The following is a 19,765-nucleotide window of genomic DNA, read 5'->3' on the forward strand; positions in this document are numbered from 1 at the left end:
TATTTGTTTTGATTTTTCAGAAAAAATATTATAATTATATATGAAATAAAGAGGAATGCAGGAGGGAATTATGCAAAACGTTGTATTAAAGGGGAAGAAAGTTACAATTCGTACAATTGAAGAATCAGATATAAAAACATTATGGAATCTCATATTTAAAGAAGAAAGCCCAGAATGGAAGAAATGGGATGCGCCATATTTCCCGTTCTCAATGCAAGAATACTCTTCCTATAAAGAGAAGATGCAAACTCGTTTGAAAGAAGAACCACTGTCAAATTTAATTATAGAAAATAACGGTCAAATCATTGGGACAGTCGGGTTTTATTGGGAATACAAACCGACGCGTTGGTTAGAGATGGGGCTTGTGATTTATGACCCAACATACTGGAATGGTGGATACGGTACAGAAACATTGACATTATATAGAGATTTGCTATTTGAAAAAATGGAGATTGGTAGAGTAGGAATCACGACTTGGTCTGGCAATGAACGAATGATGAAAGTAGCGGAGAAAATAGGAATGAGCTTAGAAGGTAGAATGCGAAAGTGTCGTTATTATAACGGAACATACTATGATTCTATTCGAATGGGCATGATTCGTGAAGAATGGGAAGCACTATGTGTAATGAAGGGGTGAGAAAGATTGTACGCTATTATTGCTACATTTGATCGTGTGTTTACTAATAAAATTACAGAATTGCAAAATGAATTAACAAATGTAATTGGAACAAATCAATTAGCTGGAGTAGAACCTCATATAACGATTGCGGATTATAATGAGTTAGATGTCCATTTGTATACTGAGAAACTAGGGAAGTTTGTAGCTATTCAAGAAAATATGGACGCAGTAACTTTTCCTTCTGTTGGAATTTTTCCTACTAATGGAACGGTCTTTCTAGCGCCGACCGTTACTGATGAATTGTTAAAACTTCATTATTCTTATCATGATTATTTTAAAACTTTTCATGACAACCCAAATTCATATTACGTACCGGGAAAATGGGTTCCGCATTGTACAATTGCAAATAGATTACATACAAAGCAGTTTTTAAGTGTAATGGAATATATTTATGGAAAGTTTGATTTTGCAACAGCTTCAATTGAGAAATTAAAGTTAATTAAGATGAATTATGAAAATGGTTTTGCCGTTTCTTCTAGTATATTAGCAGAATATAATTTAAAGAGAATGGAGACATCGAGATGACATATATAATTAGAGAAATGAAGCAAGAAGACATTCACGCTGTACAATCAGTAGCAAAAATAGCTTGGCATGATACATACGAAGGCATTATTCCAAGAGAAATTCAAGATAGCTTTTTAGATGAGGCATACTCTGATGAAAAAATGAAATATCGTCTTAAAAATACACATTTATTCGTTGCGGAAGAAGAAGGAGAAGTAATAGGGTTTGCGAACTTTTCACCTGTTAGACTACAAAACGAAGCGGAATTAGGTGCGATTTATCTGTTACCAAATCAGCAAGGAAAAGGGATCGGAAGTGCTTTATTACAAAGAGGGATTAAGGAATTAAATGGGATACGGAAATTGTACATACATGTAGAGGCAGCAAATGAAAAAGGAAAACGCTTTTATGAAGCGAAAGGTTTTGCTGAATTAGAGCAATTTGAAGAAGACTTTGAAGGACATATGATGCAGACAGTAAGGATGGTTTTATACGTATAAGGAGGACTAGTAATGAAAATTTTTGATTTTAGTGAAAAAGTAGGAAAGCACCTATCAGTATTTCAATCTAATTTCATCATGTCGAAAATATTAAACCATCGAGGGAATATACATATCGGTGCTATGCATTTACACGAGAATGGAATCATCGGTAATCATGAAGCAGTTGTATCTCAACTGCTTCTTATTGTGAAAGGAGCAGGATATGTATGTGGGGTAAATAAAGAAAAGATAAAGATAGAGGCGGGACAAGCTGTGTTTTGGGAAAAGGGAGAGCTCCATGAAACAAGTACAGAACACGGATTAACAGCAATTGTTATGGAAGCGGAGAATCTTGAACAAGCGATAGTAATGCCTATTATTCAAGGGGAGTTGTGAAAAATGATAATTAAGGCGAATCAAGAAGATACCAAAGAAATATTAAAATATTCGGCTCAATCGCTTTTTGAAGGGACGAGAGGGAATTGTCAATTAAGTACCGAGAAAGCAATTGAGATTACAAAGCCGATTGTAGAAAAAGGAGCATACTATTTAATCGTTAAAGAAAAAAATAAAGTAATGGGATGGATATTAATAGGGGAAAATACAGACTATTTTTCTCGTGAAAAACTTGGATTTATATATGAATTGTACGTTTTCCCAGAATATCGCGGGAGAGGATTATCGCGAGAACTGATGGAAGCTGGTATTAAGGAATTAAAGGAGAAGTATTCAGAAATTCGGTTGAATGTATTTGCTGGGAATTTTGCAAAAGAGATGTACGAAGAGTTTGGGTTTGTTGAAAGGCAGGTAATTATGACTTTGAAGTGAGTAGAATAGTCTGAATGAGAGAAGAGAAAATAATGATTTAGTGGCTACTTTATCGCTGGAATTTAAAGCGAATAAGTATAAAATAGATGGTTTGCCTTTATTTTATAGTAGATTTATAGAGTGTGCTTAAAAATAAATAAATTAGTATTATACAATATATCGTTATTATAGTAAAAGAGAAATTTTGGAAAAATATCATTTTTTTGTTTAGAAATTTTTAAATTATTGATATAATCAATTTGTAGAATTGATTATTGGTTAATTTTACTATTTTTTAATTTTAAGGGGGATTTAATAATGGCAGGACAAATTCGTATGTCACCAGAGGAGCTTAAATCGAAAGCGACTCGATATGGACAAGGTGCAAATCAAATTGAGGACATTTTACGTCAACTACAAAACTTACAAAATGAATTAAGAGGAGAATGGGAAGGTCGTGCTTTCGAAGGTTTTGACCAACAGTTCAATCAATTAAAGCCAAAAGTACAAAACTTCGCACAGCTATTACAAGAAATTAATATGCAGCTTAATAAAACTGCAGAAGCTGTTGCTAGACATGACGAAGATCTTTCTCGTAATTTCGGTCTACAATAAGACAGATAAAAAGAAATATATAATTTAGCCATGCAACCATACGTTGTATGGCTAAATTACTTTAAAACTAGAGTAAGATACGAAGTCTTTCATTAGATAGACTCGCAGTCGCAGGAGTGATAAGTAGTGAAAAAGTTCAAATGGAGCATCTTGTTGTTTATTATTTTAGCTCTTGTACTATCAACAGGGGTCTCCTATTTAGCATTAAATCAAAATGTTAAGAAAGCTAATGAGAATACTACACCAAAAATGACAGTTGCGTTGGTAAATGAAGATCAGGGCACTGTATTTGAGGGCAATAAAATAGCGTTTGGAGATCAATTTGTTAAAAATGTAAATAAAAATACGAAACAAGAATGGTACGTAGTTAGCCGCGGGGTAGCGGAAAATGGATTGAAAAATAATAATTACAATATGATGATTGTTATTCCAAATGATTTTTCTAGGAAGGCAGTTGCGATTGATTCAGAGATTCCAGAGAAATTAACGTTAAACTACAAAGTAAATGCAACTGGGAATAAGGATTTGAAAGCTGAGGCAGAAAATACAGCTTCTGTTATTTTAGAAGATTTCAATAAGCAAATAATCGACGTTTATTTTGCGAGTATTATCGGTAAGCTACAAGGTGCACAAGATAATATAGGTAAAATAATTGAAAAAGGAAACGTTCAAACAACTATGTATAAAAAAGATATACATAGTCCGTTAGCAAATTACACAAATCAATTTAAAACAGTACAAGATTATACAGGTGTTTCTGTTAATAGTTTCAAAGGATTTCAGGATGTTTTAAAAGGTTTCGGTCAAGCGTTAGATGAAGGGAATAAATCTAACAGTACGTACTTAGATGGTTTTAATAACTTTCAAAAAATGCAAACTGATAACAATTTGTTAGCGAATAATTTCACAAATCAATTCAATCAATATATGAATGATATGAATACAGGCGATGCTTTAAAGCAATTAAGTGCATTGGAATCCGCTAATAAAATTATTTCAAATCAATTTACGTTTTCAGAGAAAGAACCGAATATTTTAACTGATGCTGCAGCGATTCAAAAATATTTAGCAGATGTAAAAAAACAAGTATCTGAATATGATACAGAACTTGCAGGAAAGTTAGAAAGTGATATTCAAGAGACGGTAATTAAGAAGTTAAAGCAATCTATGTCGAATGATGGAAAGCAAGAAATCTTCATAAATACATTAATGAAACAACCAGATGCTCGAATAAAGAAACAAATCGAGAATTTAATTGCGAAATTACCTAGTTTAAACATGGAAGAAATCGGTCAAAGCGATTTACCAGATGCGACGAAATTACAACTGCAAAATGTAATTCAATTTACAAAAAAATATAATAAAGAAAATAATTTTTATTATGATCCTGTAAATAAAATATCTTTAGGAAACGCTATTAAAGAAGTAAAGGATAGACTTTATACAGAGGGAATTACATTTAGTGATACTGCGAAAGTAATTAAAATGGAATCTCCGCAAATTTTGAAGATAAAGATTCCAGAAGAATTTAAACTAGATGGAAGTACAGAAGCTTTATATATTGATGATGTGGATCGTACAAGTGATTTTCTTCAAAGCGAAGCAGGAGAAATTACAATAGCTCCTCGTAATGAAGGGGATATAAAGATTGATCTGCATGTGAAGTTAAAAGATCCAAACATCAATATAGATGTTTTCTCTCCTGTAATGTGGCAGTGGGAATTGAGTGGGACTCATACAAAAGAAACTAGTCCTGAAAAAGAAAAACCTAACAAAGAAGATAAAGGAACACAAACGGAAAATAGCAAGGTGGAAAATGTGGTTCATAAATCACAGTATGGCATAATGCCGTTAGTACACAGTGCTAAAAACCCTATTATTAAAAAAATGGAAAACACAACAGGGAAAGATAACGGAACTGGAGGAAACCCAGGAGGCGGAACGGGGAAAGATAACGGAACCGGAGGAAACCCAGGAGGCGGAACGGGAACAGACAACGGAACCGGAGGAAACCCAGGAGGCGGAACGGGGAAAGATAACGGAACCGGAGGAAACCCAGAAGGCGGAACGGGAACAGACAACGGAACCGGAGGAAACCCAGGAGGCGGAACGGGAACAGACAACGGAACCGGAGGAAACCCAGGAGGCGGAACGGGAACAGACAACGGAACCGGAGGAAACCCAGGAGGCGGAACGGGAACAGACAACGGAACCGGAGGAAACCCAGGAGGCGGAACGGGAACAGACAACGGGACCGGAGGAAATCCAGGAGGCGAAACGGGAACAGATAACGGTAAAGTTACTGAAAGTACAACGAATCAAGTAGTACATCAAAAAGCAGAAGTATTAACAAAAAATATATCTAGTGTATTAATAAAAGAAGCAGTAGATACAGTCGAAAGTTATCAAGGTTTAATGAGCCTTTACGAAATGTATTATGGGATTGATTTAAGAACGAAAGATGTAGGTCCTAAGTTAGAAGAGGGAAGTTTAGATGCAATTGCGACGGATCAATCTTTGTACTACGTATTAAATAAACAAAGTTTAATTGATTTAATTTCAAATCTTGTTTCATCAAGTATTACTACAGAAATAAAGCAAGATATGTCAGGTTTAAAACAAAAAATAAACTCTTATCAACAATCTATTACTAGTGCGGATCAAAATTCTATGCTACTAGCGGAGAAATTAAATGGAACGACGCAACAAGCAACTAGTATGAATGAAAATTTAGGAGAGTATGTAAAAGGTTTAGCGAAATGGCGTGAGAATAGCTTAAAGCTAGTTGAAGAGCAGCAAGTATTAACAACAAATCATGCTGGTGAGCAAACAGCTATTTTATCGTTAGATTCTGGTATTAAATCATTAATGATGCAAAGTCAGTCATTGGTCGAAAGTTCGAAGCATAGCTTAGCAACTTCAGACGATGTATATAAAACATTTGATCAAATTAATGGACAAGCAAAAGAAATTCAAGACAGCGGAACGACAATTGTTTCAAAAGCTGATCTATTATTAAATGACTTTACGAAGAAAATGGAAGATGATAAATCATTCTCCAAAAACTTTACGAAAATTTTAGCGAATAGCCGTATTGGAGATCGTCAAAATGAGATGCTATATGACTTTTTAGCTAGTCCAGTTCAAAAGCAAAATGATGGAGTAATTGTAGCAGGAAATGCTTTTACACCATACTTAATTGTATTAACTTGTTTCATTGTTGCATTATTTACAGCATACGCAATTGCGAATCAAGAAAAGAAACGAATGCAATCAGATCATTTTGAAGAGAAATTCTCATTAATTGATATGAATGTACCAACTACAGTAGTAGCTTTCGGTATATCAATTGTGGAAGGGATTAGTATAGGTATCATTTCTGGGCGTCTTTTAAAGTTCGGTCAGGATCAAAGTTTACTATGGATTGCGTTCATCACATTTATTATGATGGCGTTTGTATTAGTCTCAACCTACTTATTACGACAAATAAAAATGGTAGGAATGTTTATACTATTAGTATTTTTAAGCATGTACCTATTTTTAACTGAGGCAGTTGGAAGTAAAGTAGATCAAATGTCGTCTGTCGGAAAGATACGTCAATTCTCACCGCTTCAGTATATAGAAAGTTTTCTAAATGATTTTATTAGTGGTAAAGATACTGGGAAAGTTATTTTTGTCGTATTGTTTGTAATTGCCATTATTGGATTGGTTAGTAATCTATTTGTATGGCATAAGAAATGGGAGGAAAAAGAAGTAAATGATCAAACAATGGAGCATAGTGGCTAAGTTATCATTTCTCTCTATCCTTTTACTGTTTGTCGCGCTACCGATAAGGAGCGCGGCTGACAGTTATCTTGGTGATGATGGGAAGATTAAGTTTAAAGTGGATCGACTTGAAGAAAGCGACCAAGAAAAAAATAAAAAGGAACATAAGGAAACAGAATTAGATAAAGCATCGATTGAGTTATTTAACAAAGATATAGAAGAAGAAATTGAGAAAAAGAAAAAGAAAGAACAAAAAGATATGGAAGCTTTGCGAGATTCTCTTTTTACAAAACCAAAAGAGAATAATAGTGTTAAAGATACGAAAAATAGTTTGTTTAGCAGTGAATACATTGTCAGAAAAAGTGCAGATGAAGTAGCGAGTAATGAAACAATGAATGAAGAGCCAATTAGTATAACAATAATATTATTATTTGGCGGCGGCATTCTACTTATTTGCATCGGTATTTATACGGTTCTTCGTAAAAGTTGGAGGTAAAGCGATGGCAATACAAACACATATCAATGTGACAGTAGATTTTAGTAAATGGAATGGAAATACATATGATTTGCGTATTCCGAATCATCAATCTATTAAATATTTATTAAAAAACTTATTAGATACGCTAAAGATTGATAATCATGAAGGTTCACATTTTGTAATTAAAGTGAAAAATAAGTCAATTGTTTTAACAGATAATGATCGTTTAATTGATCACCAAATAACAGATGGAGATATTTTGCAAGTTTTATAAAGAATATTTTTTACTTTTAGTTATTTGAAAATAAGTTATTACGGGTTATAAAGAAAAGGAGAAGAGGATAAACATGACGGAAAAAATAATTCAAATTGATGCAATGAACTATCAATTTCAAATAGAAAAAGAAAATTGGAAATTGGAGATGACCAAATCTCAAACACGTATAAAAGACTTCCGTCAATTCGATATAATTACGGGCGAATCATCTGAATTTGTACCATTAACAATAGAAGAAACGGATGATATGTTTACGTTTCTATATCAAGTAGATAAAAAATTATATAAGTGGGACGATCTTAGCCGTTTTGGAAGAAATGAGAAATTAAGACTACTTCGGAATGTTGCGCAGTTTCGTAAATATTTAAATAAACGAATCACGTTCTTTTTACATCCAGACAATATAGTTTTTAATGCTAATTTAATACCAAGTATTATACATAGAGGAATTCGAGATATTGTTCCGCCAACCCCGTTATTAGAAGAGCAATTTTTAACACAATATAAGTGTCTAATTATTGCTTTATTCTCCCAAAAACATAACTTTGATGATTTGTATGCTGGGTTACTAAAAGATGCAAAAGAAACAACATTTGAACAGACCGTTGCTCAAATGGAAAGCTTAGATGCATTACTGCAGTTTCTTGATGACAGCTTTGAGAAGGAACAAACAAAAACAGAAAAAAATATGCAGTTAGTACCTAAAAAAAGCTATAAATCATTTAAATACTTAGCTTTTTCCTTCATAGCGGCGACAGTTATTTTAGCTGCTCCTTTAATATATTTCACTTTTATAAAATTTCCTTATCAAAATAAATTGTTAGAAGCAAATGCAAGTTTCATAGCAACTGATTATGACAAAGTCATTACGCAATTGAATGAAGAGGAGTTTGAATCATTACCGATTGCATCTAAATATGAGTTAGCATTTGCATACATTACAGCTGAAAAACTAGGTGAAGCTCAAAAGAAATCGATTATGAAAAACATTAGTTTGAAAAGTGATGAAAAGTATTTGCTGTATTGGATGTATAACGGAAAAGGTAATTTTGATAAATCATTAGATTTAGCTAAGACACTTGATGATCCTCAGCTTATTATGTACGGCCTTGTTAAACAAATTGAATCACTGAAAAATAATCCTGATTTATCAGGGGAAGAACGTGATCAAAAGTTAAAAACATATGAGCAACAATTAGATGAATATAAAAAGAAATATGGCAATTCATCAAACGATAAAAATTTGTCGGACACAGAGAAAAAAGAGTAAGCACTTGATGAGACAGTTGAAAAGGAGCAGTGAACACGGATGGAGCAACTATTAGTATTGACTTATGGAGACAAAATATATAAGTGCACATTACATCCAAATGAGCAATCAATAGTGTCGATTGGAAAAGAGTGGACAAATGATATTACGAATCCAAGTTTAGAACAAGAAGTAGAGTTAAAGTGGAATAATGAAGTAAATGCTTGGATGGTACAGGATCAATTAATAGAATTCAATAAGGAAATTGAGATTGGGAAAACAAGAGATGTGAGCTTGAAAATCTTTATATCTATTGTTGGCACAACTAAAGTGTTTGATATCGGAACGAAACATTCTCTTACAGTGAGTCAAAACGATTACGATGATATTTCTATTACCGGGACTAGTGTAGATTTAATGCTATCTCGCGAAACGTTGTACGATTCTTTTAAAGTGAACGTGTATGGCGGGGATGTATTTCATAATTATACGAAGTTAAAAGATAGCGTTATGTTGGAATCAGGAGACGTATTATATTTTGATGGTATTTTATTGGAGATTGGTAGTGAAGACATTCAAGTACTTTCTTCAGAAAATAAAGTGAAATCTGCGTTACCTATTTTAGTAGAATCAGAAACGAATTATCAAAGTGGTTATCCAGACTATCATCGTTCACCACGTATTATTTACCGTGAACCAGAAGAGAAAATGACAATTGCAAAGCCTTCAAGTATGCCATCAAAACCAACGGAGCATTTAGCAAGAATCATTGCACCTTCACTTGTCATGATTGTCGTAACCGTATTACTTGCAATTTTCATGAAATATGGAATGTTTATTATCGCATCGATTGCGATGACCTTAGTAACAATCATTGTTTCTGTCACATCGTATATAAAAAATTTAAAGCAATATAAAGTCGACATTGTTGAACGAGATAAAAGCTATAGAGAGTATATAAAACAAAAAACGAAAGATTTACATGCAGAAAGTGAAAAACAGCGTCACGCATTACATTATCACAATCCAAATATAGAAGTAATACGTAATATGGCAGTTCAAGTAAATCCTAGAATTTATGAAAAAACAATGTTACATCATGATTTCTTAACATTTAGCGTTGGAACAGGACAAGCTAATACGAGTTTTGAAATTCAATTTAATGAAGAAGAATTTAGTCAAACGAAAGATGAGTTAATTGATATAGCGCGTGAACTAAGACAGCGTTATCTATCATTAGAAGATGTACCAGTTGTAACAGATTTAATGAATGGACCAGTCGGTTATATTGGCCAACGCTCTTTAGTGTTAGAGCAATTACAATTATTAGTTGCACAAACGGCTTTATTCCATAGTTATTATGACTTGCAGTTTATTACTATTTTTCCGGAAGAAGAAAAAGAAAAATGGGATTGGATGCGCTGGTTACCTCATGGAAGTGTTCGCGATATAAATGTACGTGGATTTGTATACCATGATCGTAGCCGTGATCAAGTGTTAAATAGTTTGTATCAAATATTGAAAGAACGAAAATTAAAACTAGATGAAAAAAGTTCTACTAATGAAAAAATGTACTTTGCACCGCACTATGTCGTTCTCATTACAGATGAAAAACTAATATTAGACCATGTTGTTATGGAATTTTTTAATGATGATCCGAGTCAATTAGGTGTATCACTTGTATTTGTACAAGATGTTATGCAAAGTTTACCGGAGCATGTGAAAACGGTAATAGATATAAGAGATGCAAAACAAGGGAACATCATCTTAGAGCAAGGAGAGCTTGTTAACCGTCAATTTAAACTAAATCACGTACCGAAAGGGTTCAATTTAGAAGATATTTCACGGGCATTAGCACCATTAAATCATTTGCAAAACTTAAAAAATAGTATTCCAGAAAGCGTAACATTTTTAGAAATGTACGGCGTTGAAAAAGTAAAAGAACTGAATATCACAAGTCGTTGGGAGAAAAATGCAGCGCATAAATCTTTAGCTGTACCACTTGGATTACGTGGTAAAGAAGATATCGTAAACTTAAACTTACACGAAAAAGCACACGGACCACACGGATTAATAGCAGGTACAACAGGTTCAGGTAAATCGGAAATTATACAATCGTATATTTTATCTCTAGCAGTCAATTTCCACCCGTACGAAGTAGCCTTTTTACTAATTGACTATAAAGGCGGCGGAATGGCGAATTTATTTAAAAACTTACCGCATTTATTAGGAACAATTACGAACTTAGATGGAGCACAAAGTATGAGAGCGCTCGCATCAATTAAAGCTGAATTGCAAAAAAGACAACGCTTATTTGGGGAAAATGATGTAAACCATATTAATCAGTATCAAAAACTGTATAAAGAAGGCTTAGTAAGTGAACCGATGCCGCATCTATTTTTAATTAGTGATGAATTCGCGGAACTGAAGTCAGAACAACCAGAATTTATGAAAGAGTTAGTTTCAACAGCGCGTATCGGTCGTTCACTCGGGATCCATTTAATATTAGCTACGCAAAAACCGAGTGGTGTTGTAGATGATCAAATTTGGAGTAACTCGAAATTCAAACTAGCACTAAAAGTTCAAAATACGTCAGATAGTAATGAAATCTTAAAAACGCCAGATGCCGCTGAAATTACATTACCAGGACGTGCTTACTTACAAGTTGGGAATAATGAAATTTATGAACTATTCCAATCAGCTTGGAGCGGAGCAGACTATGTAGAAAACAAAGAGGATAAAGAACATTTAGACGCAACAATCTATGCAATAAATGATCTAGGACAATATGAAATATTAAGTGAAGATTTAAGTGGACTTGGTAGCAGTAAAGAAGTAATAAGCGTACCATCTGAACTGGATGCTGTTATTGACTACATTCACGATTACGCAGAAATAAATGAAATTGAAGCATTAGCAAGACCGTGGTTACCACCACTTCCAGAAAGCGTATATTTACAAGACTTACATGCTATTCAGTTCAAAGAAGCATGGACGAAAGAAAAGAAACCATTACAAGCAACAATTGGTCTACTAGATCAGCCTGAATTACAATCACAAACACCATTAACACTAGATATTAGTAAAGACGGACACGTAGCGGTCTTCTCAAGCCCAGGCTACGGAAAATCAACATTCTTACAATCAGTCATTATGGATGTAGCTCGTCAGCATAGTCCGGAGCATTTGCATGTGTATTTAGTGGACCTTGGAACAAATGGTCTTCTACCTTTAAAAGGATTACCTCATGTAGCGGATACGATTACGATTGATGAATCTGAAAAATGTTTAAAGTTTGTTGAAAGATTAACTCAAGAAATGAAAAATCGTAAACGATTATTAAGTGAATATGACGTTGCAAATATTGAAATGTATGAAAAGGCAAGTGGGAAAGAAATACCACATATTATTATTGCAATCGACAATTATGATGCAGTAAAAGAAGCGAAGTTCTATGAAAGCTTTGAAATGCTAATTATGCAAATTGTCCGAGATGGTGCAAGTTTAGGAATTCATACCTTAATTAGTGCAGGGCGACAAAATGCACTTAGAATTCAATTGTACAATAATATTAAAATTCAAACTTGCCTATATATGATTGATCAAAGTGAAGTAGCTAGTATTGTAGGGAGATCTGATATAAAAGTGGAAGAAACAGCAGGAAGAGCGTTAATAAAACTAGAATCGCCTACATTATTCCAGGTTGCATTACCTACGAAAGCAGAAGATGAATTACAGCAAATTCAATTATTACAACAAGAAGCAAATGATATGGACCGAGAATGGGATGGAGAACGTCCGAAGGCAATTCCAATGATGCCAGAAATTATTGATATTGCTACTTATCGTAAAAATAAAGACGTTACAAAAGCCCTACAAGCAGCAAGAATTCCAATGGGGCTTGATTTTGCAAACGTAGAAGTTGTAGCTCATGATATTGCAGGGAATGATCATTTAATGATTTATAGTGTAGATGATAGTATGAGAAAACAAATTGTATCTAGCATCCTATCTCAATTGAATAAAGATTATTTTGAAAGTGTGACGTTAGTGGATACAGCAGAGTATAGTTTCGTTCAATATAAAGATAATGTGACGCACTACATTGTAGACGAAAATGAAATCAATATGCATGCGAAGTATTGGATGGAAGTAATTCGCGAACGAGCTCTTGAATTAGCGCAAGCAAGACAAGAAGGTAGAGAAATTCCTGCATTCACAAAACAACTCATTATCATGACAAATGTTGAAGAGTTTAGTAAATTTGTTTATTTAGAAATGGAGGATGCAGCAACTTTAATTGATCTATCTCGTACAGTAGGCATTTACTTTGTATTAGCAGGTCACCACGACTACATGGACCGAAATCGTGAAGCTCTACCTATGAAAATGAGAAGTAAGCTAACAGCAGCAATTATCGCAATGCCATTAAATGATCAAAGTATCTTCAACATAAAATATATAAGCAACGAAGCGCCATTAGGTAAAGATGAAGTGTATTACTATCAAAAAGGGAACATAATGAAACTAAAAATGCCTAGAGTAACTAACGAGGTGACAGTATGAAATTAAAGAAGAAAGCTAAGGTGATGATAGTCGTGTCAATAGTGGCAAGTTTATTAAGTGGATGTGGTTTTGGAGAAAAGCAAATAGATTATAAGCCATTTGTCAAAGCTTTGGATGAAGGGGATATGGGGAAGGTAATGTCTGCTAGTGATGATGGATACGCGTATGTGAAACAGAGAGGTATATATAGTACATATGAACAAAAGGAAGATGGAGAGCACAGTAAAACAATCTATCAGACTTCGAAAGGTATATATAATACGAAAGATAAAAGTTTATATGGAAATACAACACAAGAAATTACCTCAGAAGTAGACAATAAAAATTATAAAGAAGAAGTTAATTATAGTACAAATATTAGTTATAAAAATGGACGGGTACAAAGTCCGGAATCGAATCTGGACGTTTCATATGTGAACTTAATTGTAGATCGTTTAAAAGGAATAGGGAAACTAAAGATGAAGCCCAAAGGTGATATAAAAAAGTTTGATCAACCTAGTACTGTTGGATACAAATTAACTGAATCAGATTTTCAGAGCATTATTAATGATAACTTGAAAATACAATATGATGAATATGGTGGTGGATCAATTGTACTGCATATTGATTCTAAAAATGGCTTAGAGCAGATATTACAAGTAAGTATCGTAATGAATTATAAGAAGAGAAATGATGAAGGCAAGTTAGTAAAATATATATCACAGATACACACATATTTTGATAGTCAGCAAGGTAATAATCAAGATGCAAAAAAAGAGTATATAAATTACAAAGAACAGTATAAAAACTATAAGTGATTAGGAGGGAAGAATATGAGTAAGGATGTGGAGCTAGATAAAAAACTAAAGATAAGTTCTGATTGGGGAAAATTGGAGCTAGCTGGAAAGGATATTTATCTATTTAAAGCTGGGGAATATCCTTATGACCAATCAAGTGAAACAAATAAAGAAACATTAAAAAAGAACTTTAACGCAGAACTTATAGATGATAAAGTTGATGAAAATACAGGATTTGCTGCATATGCTTTTAAAGATAGGTCTACAGGAGAAATTATAATAACATATGTAGGAACGGAAGATGCAACGGATGCAATAACAGATGGTGAAATTGGGGGACATAATATAACGGGTGCAAATAAAATGGTGTTAGGTAATTGGGAACACGATTTTACAGTTAGACAGTATGATCAAGGAGAAGAATTTTATTTGAAGGTTAAACATGATAACCCTTCTGCCAAAATTAGTGTAACAGGGCATTCATTAGGTGGTGGTTTGGCTAATACGGTATCGTTAAGGCACCAAGAAGATAATATTGAATCATTAACATTAAATCCAGCACCTGTATTAAACCGAGATATTGATAAATTTGGTAATGGATTTGATATGAATAATATTAGGAATGTTATTAACGAAAAGGATCCATTACATCTCGGAATAAAAGTGGCAGACTTTACAATCCCTGGGAGAATGTATATAATTCCAAACCAAGCATGGCATTCTTACGTTTTTTCTGAGAAAGATTATGATAATAATGGCAAGTTAATATGGTTTGATAAATTAACCAGTACTAATGATACTGGAGGGGATATAATTCCAGGTTTTGTAGAGTTTACCCAATCGGCAGGTGCTTTTTATACAGGACTTATAAATAAAAAGTTTGGAAGAAAAGTTTCTTTAGCGGAAGAACAAGTCGCAGGTATAGGAATAAACTTTATCATACAAGGAACACCGATTTCACCGATTTTATGGGCGGTACTTACTTATTCAGATGCTGTACAAGCTGAGAGAGAGTATAGAAAAATAAAGGATCAAGTGACAGAAAGTATTTATAACCTCAATAAAAAGTATGAAGGACTAAAATCTCAAATTACAGGAGAAGCAATCCAATTTAGTATAATGGCTACAATTGAAATAAAAGGAGCGGTAGATATCGCTGTAGAATGGATTGAAACAACTTTAGCGAAATGTAAGGAAAAAGTTTTAGAAGTATTAGAGTCTGTATTTAATACTGCTATAAATTTTTTAGCTGGAAGTGTTGTAGTATATTTAGCTACAAGTGAAATTTTAGAAATTGCAAAAGAAGTTGCAGCTTCTTACGTGCAAGATTTACTAGATTTGTTTAAAGGAGATTTTGTAGTTGATACAAATGTAGCTGCAATTGTATCTGAACATATATTAAGTCATCGTCACTCATTGTTAAATCTCTTTATGAATGACAACAGCAGGGGGATAAACCGTTCTTTATTAGGTGAAATTGCTAAAGATGTAAAGGAGTTATCAAAAGATTTAAAGCAATTAAACGACGATGTTTCAGAAGCGGTATTTTCTATGTTTGCAAAAGACGAAGAATTAGGAGCAGTTTCATATTATTAAAACTCCAAGTTTATAAATTTAAAAGAGAGGGGTATGAAGGTGGATTTACATACGATAATGTCAAGGGTTCATAGTACATTTCCAGCTAGTGGTGGACGAGAACAAATTATAAACGTTGTAGTGCAATTGGAAAAAGCAGCTGCATCTTTAACGGGAGATATTAGAAGGTTAGAGAGTAGTATTGATAGTACATTACAAGGAAAAACACGTGAGGCATTTATTGATCGTATCCGTCAATTAGAGAAAAAAAGACAAAAAATAGAAGAGAAAATTAGCGTACTAAAAGGGACAGTGAATTAATATGAAAGACTATATGGATAAAGTATTACCTTTAGGCAGTGTTGTAAGATTGGGTCTTAAAGAAGAGGAAGATGTGGAGTATGTAATCACTACGAGAGGTTTATTACTTGATGAAAACACATTCTATGATTATGGTGGAGTGTTGCATCCAGTGGGTTTAACCGAAGAGACGTATAAATTATTTAACCACACGGATATTGCAGAGGTTAAATTTGAAGGGTATCGAAATAAAATTGAAGGTCAATTCGCAGCTAAGTTTAAAATGTGGCGGAATGAGTTTTTTGAAAAAGTAATTGAAAAAAATAAAAAGCAACAACAAGCACAAGAGTTAGAAATAAAGGGAAAAAAATAAATTTAAAAGGAAATAAGCTTTCCTCTTCCAAAATGGAAAGAGGAAAGCTTATTTTGATTGAATAAGGGTGTCAGTATGAAGTTCAAGAAGAAAGCTAAGATGATGATAGTACTGTCAATAGTAGCAAGTTTATTAAGTGGATGTGATTTTTTGGGAAATCAAATAGATTATAAGTCATTTGTCAAAGCTTTGGATGAAGGTGACATGAGAAAGGTTATGTCTGCGAGTGATGATGGGTATGCGTATGTGAAGGAACGGGTTATTGATTTTACGACAGAAAAAAATGGTGATGACAGAATTCATAATACACTATATCAAACTACTGAAGGTATATATAATTTGAAAGAAAATTTATTGTATGGAGAGACCACTCAAAAAATAACAAGTGATATTAAGAACATAAAAGATAGACATAAGGATAATAAATATAAAGAAGAAGAAAAATATAGCACTAGGTTCATGTATAAAGATAGAAAGGGTTACAGTACTGATTCGAGCTTGGATGTTTCACATGTAAAACTAATTTTTAATAGATTGCAAGGTGTTGGGAGTTTACAACTGAAAGTAGATGGAAATAAAAAGAAATTTAATGAACCAAATACAGTTGGTTTTACGTTAACGGAATCACAATTTCAAGAAATAATTAACGATAAATTGAATTTGCAATATGATAGTTTTGAAACAGCATCAATTGTATTTAATTTTAACGATTTTAAAGATACGAAACAGCATCCAATGCAAATAATACAATTAATAATTTCAATTGTATATGAAAAGAAAAATAGTGAGGGGAAATTATTCACACATACTCAGCAAATATCTGTGAATTTTAGTAGTAAAAAGGATAATGATCAGGAAGCTAAGCAAGATTATATGAATTATGAAAAGTCTTTTCAAAATAATAAATCATTCTAAAGGGATCTGATTTGTTTTGAAGAATTGAAGGTCAATTTGCAGCTAAGTTTAAAATGTGGCGGAATGAGTTTGTTAAAAAATAAAATAGATGTTTTGAAAAATGGTATTAATGAGAATTTATACCTTTTATCCTGTACGATGAAAATGGGGATATTTCGGTATTTTTATAGTTAGGAAAAAGTTATTCTAAAAGGAGTAAGTTGGGTGAATCATAGACGCAAGAAAAAGAAACCGAAACAAATAAGAAAAGAAGCTGTTCAGATAAAACCGATAGTAGAAGAAAAACCACTAAAGAAGAGTAGCAACAAGTTAGTTGATATTCTCCTAGGTATTCTTCTTTTTCCAATTCTTATATGGGCTGTCTTGGAAGGTTGTACAACACAAGTAAGCAAAGGGAAGACTTTCCTTATTATCGTTTTCTTTCTCTTAATTGCAATAGGGTTATCTATGATAGGAAACAAATAAGGGGGAGTTCAGATGTTTAAGAAGAAGGAGAAAAAAACATTTACGTTAGATTGGTAAACACACAAGGGGAAATCATTCGAGAGTTTAATTGTACAGAAAAAGACTTGCGAAAAGTAAAAGAAAATGGTACTGAAATTCGTTTGGTTGGAGATAACTCATATGAGATGGTAGCAACCGATGAACAACTAGAAAAACTAGCAAGAGCTGAAGCAGAAATCGAAGCGGAAGTTAAGGCATGGGAAGATGCTTTAAATGAGAGTTTGGATGAACGCGAAGAAAGAGAAGCGAGACAGAAGGAATTGAAAGAAAAGAATAAATGGAGTACAAAGAAGAAAGTAATCGTATTTGGACTGATATTCTTTGTATTTATTGGATTACCTATTATCGAAGGGTATCAAAATAGTAAACTAGTTGAAGAAGGTACATCATTACATGCAGAAATTGTAGGTAGGCATGTAGAGAAGGAATTCATGTTTACACACCCCACATTAGTAGTTGAGGTAGATGGTAAAAAGCATAATGTAGGGGTAAGTGAAGAGACATATAACGGAGCAGAGTGGTTAGGTAGACTAAAAGTCATCAAAACAAAAGATGGTAAAGTTGAGAAAGACCCTAGATATGAGGGTGAAGACTTAATTACGAGTTATTAAGCAGTAGGTTTTTAATGTTTGCTCCTCAAATTAAACAACATTATTATTTGCAAAAATCGAATCCATTAAAATAAAAAACAAATTTTAAATAACTGTAATAACCTCCTAGCATATTGTCGATGGGAGGTTATCACCTTTCTGAAGATAAAATTAAAGAGCTATATTATCTCGATACAATTGTGATGACAGTAACGTTTTTACTAAGTGAGTGGAGTTTCAGGGAGTATGAGGGATATGCTTAAGTGAAAGAGAGAAGAATATTTAGAGCTTTTGAGGAGAAAGAAGGCTATTTGAACTATCAAAAGCATTCTGATTATGTACGGTAATTAATGTAGAGATAATATTATCTGAATATAGTTACGCGAAGATGAATGTATTTAAAAAGTTAGGAATGTAATGGGATGTTATTGAATGAAAATTATTTAAGCTGTATAGAGGTGAAACGTCAGGATGTGGAATATAAAAGAAGAAGATTTAGATAAGTTTAGGATGACATGTAATGATCGTTTAAGTCCTGAGGGTGCTACAGGATTTATGTTTGGAGGAATACTTTATAGTTCAATAGCCGTCTTTTCTATTATTGTATCAGGTGATTGGGATTACTGTATGGTTCTCCTTAATATAGGAATTGTTAAGCTGGAAGTGTTGTTATATGCTCTGCAAGTAATTTTTTTCATTTTATATTTATTTCCAAAAGCTCAATTTAAATTTCAAAAGCTACAAACACTTGTCGTATTATTATACGCACTTCAAATGGCTACTATATTACTTACAGTTTTAGTTGTTTCTGAAATAGCTAATAATTCAATGGATCGTATTACGTTAAATTATGTATGTTTGCTATATTTAGGAGCAGTAATTTTTCATATTGTAACAACAATAGATACATTTAAATTGGCAAGTGAAGGTGCGTTTAGTATGGATGAAAGATCCGTATCCTTTTTTAGTAAAACAAAAGGAACTATGATGAAAGTTGCTTCAATATACGCATTAATCATTCTTATTTTGATTTATTTTCATAATGATTATGCGTTTGATACTTTTATTGGATATGTAATAGGAACTGTTTTAATGTATACGATAGCCATAGGAGCAGCTGAATTTCAGCTATTAGCATATTGCAGATTTAAATTTCCATCATTTAATAAAACGTGGGAGCAACATAAAAGAGAGACTCCAAGATATCGAAAGAAAAATAAAAAAGGTAAAACGAAACGTAAGGCATAAAGAAAGTGCGTATTGTACGTTTTGATGATAGAAAAGTAATTATTTACAAGAGAGTATTT

General features: G+C 33.0%; 18 protein-coding genes and 2 pseudogenes. All 20 read left to right on the forward strand.

Features of this window, described 5'->3' with window-relative positions:
• Positions 1-70 precede the first annotated feature (70 nt).
• The 20 genes and pseudogenes from ACTFRY_RS14390 to ACTFRY_RS14485 all read left to right on the forward strand — a co-directional run bounded on the left by ACTFRY_RS14390 (position 71) and on the right by ACTFRY_RS14485 (position 19,706).
• Positions 71-637 carry a GNAT family N-acetyltransferase gene (locus ACTFRY_RS14390; RefSeq protein ID WP_098616374.1) on the forward strand — a complete coding sequence of 189 codons (567 nt, stop codon included), beginning with the start codon at positions 71-73 and terminating at the stop codon, positions 635-637.
• A 6-nt stretch (positions 638-643) separates the two neighbouring features.
• Positions 644-1,204, forward strand: a complete 561-nt coding sequence (locus ACTFRY_RS14395; RefSeq protein WP_000270888.1) for a 2'-5' RNA ligase family protein — start codon at positions 644-646, stop codon at positions 1,202-1,204.
• On the forward strand, positions 1,201-1,686 hold the full coding sequence (locus ACTFRY_RS14400; RefSeq protein ID WP_098616373.1) for a GNAT family N-acetyltransferase: 486 nt from the start codon (positions 1,201-1,203) through the stop codon (positions 1,684-1,686). Before ACTFRY_RS14395 ends, ACTFRY_RS14400 begins: the two co-directional genes overlap by 4 nt.
• A 12-nt stretch (positions 1,687-1,698) precedes the next feature.
• Positions 1,699-2,064, forward strand: a complete 366-nt coding sequence (locus ACTFRY_RS14405; protein WP_000688078.1) for a hypothetical protein — start codon at positions 1,699-1,701, stop codon at positions 2,062-2,064.
• Positions 2,065-2,067: 3 nt separating this feature from the next.
• Positions 2,068-2,496, forward strand: coding sequence for a GNAT family N-acetyltransferase (locus ACTFRY_RS14410; RefSeq protein WP_069604493.1), 429 nt, complete (start codon positions 2,068-2,070; stop codon positions 2,494-2,496).
• 297 nt (positions 2,497-2,793) lie between these two features.
• Entirely contained in the window at positions 2,794-3,090 is a 297-nt protein-coding gene (locus ACTFRY_RS14415; RefSeq protein WP_000918601.1) for a WXG100 family type VII secretion target, read from the forward strand.
• A gap of 126 nt (positions 3,091-3,216) precedes the next feature.
• Positions 3,217-6,876: a type VII secretion protein EsaA gene (gene esaA, locus ACTFRY_RS14420; protein ID WP_240383708.1), complete on the forward strand. Its 3,660-nt coding sequence runs from the start codon at positions 3,217-3,219 to the stop codon at positions 6,874-6,876.
• Positions 6,848-7,351: a type VII secretion protein EssA gene (gene essA, locus ACTFRY_RS14425; protein WP_000595655.1), complete on the forward strand. Its 504-nt coding sequence runs from the start codon at positions 6,848-6,850 to the stop codon at positions 7,349-7,351. Before esaA ends, essA begins: the two co-directional genes overlap by 29 nt.
• A 4-nt stretch (positions 7,352-7,355) precedes the next feature.
• The gene (locus ACTFRY_RS14430) at positions 7,356-7,607 is read left to right on the forward strand and encodes an EsaB/YukD family protein (protein ID WP_001007571.1); all 252 of its coding nucleotides are present in this window, start codon (positions 7,356-7,358) and stop codon (positions 7,605-7,607) included.
• Positions 7,608-7,680: 73 nt separating this feature from the next.
• The gene (gene essB, locus ACTFRY_RS14435; protein WP_000136611.1) at positions 7,681-8,880 is read left to right on the forward strand and encodes a type VII secretion protein EssB; all 1,200 of its coding nucleotides are present in this window, start codon (positions 7,681-7,683) and stop codon (positions 8,878-8,880) included.
• Between the two features lie 39 nt (positions 8,881-8,919).
• Positions 8,920-9,201, forward strand: a pseudogene (locus ACTFRY_RS14440) (FtsK/SpoIIIE N-terminal domain-containing protein); the annotation flags it as partial.
• Positions 9,196-13,425: pseudogene (essC, locus tag ACTFRY_RS14445) on the forward strand (type VII secretion protein EssC); the annotation flags it as partial. The pseudogenes ACTFRY_RS14440 and essC, both read left to right, overlap by 6 nt.
• Positions 13,422-14,222: a DUF3952 domain-containing protein gene (locus ACTFRY_RS14450; RefSeq protein ID WP_000768470.1), complete on the forward strand. Its 801-nt coding sequence runs from the start codon at positions 13,422-13,424 to the stop codon at positions 14,220-14,222. The pseudogene essC and the gene ACTFRY_RS14450, both read left to right, overlap by 4 nt.
• Positions 14,223-14,237: 15 nt before the next feature.
• Positions 14,238-15,797 carry a lipase family protein gene (locus ACTFRY_RS14455; RefSeq protein WP_000031234.1) on the forward strand — a complete coding sequence of 520 codons (1,560 nt, stop codon included), beginning with the start codon at positions 14,238-14,240 and terminating at the stop codon, positions 15,795-15,797.
• A gap of 39 nt (positions 15,798-15,836) precedes the next feature.
• The gene (locus tag ACTFRY_RS14460; protein WP_000363098.1) at positions 15,837-16,097 is read left to right on the forward strand and encodes a hypothetical protein; all 261 of its coding nucleotides are present in this window, start codon (positions 15,837-15,839) and stop codon (positions 16,095-16,097) included.
• 1 nt (position 16,098) lies between these two features.
• Positions 16,099-16,449: a DUF4176 domain-containing protein gene (locus ACTFRY_RS14465; RefSeq protein ID WP_098616370.1), complete on the forward strand. Its 351-nt coding sequence runs from the start codon at positions 16,099-16,101 to the stop codon at positions 16,447-16,449.
• 75 nt (positions 16,450-16,524) lie between these two features.
• Positions 16,525-17,364 carry a DUF3952 domain-containing protein gene (locus ACTFRY_RS14470; protein WP_098616369.1) on the forward strand — a complete coding sequence of 280 codons (840 nt, stop codon included), beginning with the start codon at positions 16,525-16,527 and terminating at the stop codon, positions 17,362-17,364.
• Between the two features lie 204 nt (positions 17,365-17,568).
• Positions 17,569-17,829, forward strand: a complete 261-nt coding sequence (locus tag ACTFRY_RS14475) for a hypothetical protein (RefSeq protein WP_001016548.1) — start codon at positions 17,569-17,571, stop codon at positions 17,827-17,829.
• Between the two features lie 104 nt (positions 17,830-17,933).
• Positions 17,934-18,479, forward strand: a complete 546-nt coding sequence (locus tag ACTFRY_RS14480; RefSeq protein WP_440032353.1) for a hypothetical protein — start codon at positions 17,934-17,936, stop codon at positions 18,477-18,479.
• A gap of 450 nt (positions 18,480-18,929) precedes the next feature.
• The gene (locus ACTFRY_RS14485; protein WP_000267128.1) at positions 18,930-19,706 is read left to right on the forward strand and encodes a hypothetical protein; all 777 of its coding nucleotides are present in this window, start codon (positions 18,930-18,932) and stop codon (positions 19,704-19,706) included.
• Positions 19,707-19,765: the final 59 nt, after the last annotated feature.

This window comes from Bacillus cereus group sp. MYBK195-1, from assembly GCF_051916605.1.
Lineage (GTDB): Bacteria > Bacillota > Bacilli > Bacillales > Bacillaceae_G > Bacillus_A > Bacillus_A cereus.

Coding starts and splice junctions, on each gene's coding strand:
- ACTFRY_RS14465 (WP_098616370.1), top strand. CDS start 16,099: ATGAAAGACTATATGGATAAAGTATTACCTTTAGGCAGTGTTGTAAGA.
- ACTFRY_RS14390 (WP_098616374.1), top strand. CDS start 71: ATGCAAAACGTTGTATTAAAGGGGAAGAAAGTTACAATTCGTACAATT.
- ACTFRY_RS14415 (WP_000918601.1), top strand. CDS start 2,794: ATGGCAGGACAAATTCGTATGTCACCAGAGGAGCTTAAATCGAAAGCG.
- ACTFRY_RS14410 (WP_069604493.1), top strand. CDS start 2,068: ATGATAATTAAGGCGAATCAAGAAGATACCAAAGAAATATTAAAATAT.
- ACTFRY_RS14405 (WP_000688078.1), top strand. CDS start 1,699: ATGAAAATTTTTGATTTTAGTGAAAAAGTAGGAAAGCACCTATCAGTA.
- ACTFRY_RS14400 (WP_098616373.1), top strand. CDS start 1,201: ATGACATATATAATTAGAGAAATGAAGCAAGAAGACATTCACGCTGTA.
- ACTFRY_RS14430 (WP_001007571.1), top strand. CDS start 7,356: ATGGCAATACAAACACATATCAATGTGACAGTAGATTTTAGTAAATGG.
- ACTFRY_RS14485 (WP_000267128.1), top strand. CDS start 18,930: ATGTGGAATATAAAAGAAGAAGATTTAGATAAGTTTAGGATGACATGT.
- ACTFRY_RS14470 (WP_098616369.1), top strand. CDS start 16,525: ATGAAGTTCAAGAAGAAAGCTAAGATGATGATAGTACTGTCAATAGTA.
- ACTFRY_RS14450 (WP_000768470.1), top strand. CDS start 13,422: ATGAAATTAAAGAAGAAAGCTAAGGTGATGATAGTCGTGTCAATAGTG.
- essA (WP_000595655.1), top strand. CDS start 6,848: ATGATCAAACAATGGAGCATAGTGGCTAAGTTATCATTTCTCTCTATC.
- essB (WP_000136611.1), top strand. CDS start 7,681: ATGACGGAAAAAATAATTCAAATTGATGCAATGAACTATCAATTTCAA.
- ACTFRY_RS14455 (WP_000031234.1), top strand. CDS start 14,238: ATGAGTAAGGATGTGGAGCTAGATAAAAAACTAAAGATAAGTTCTGAT.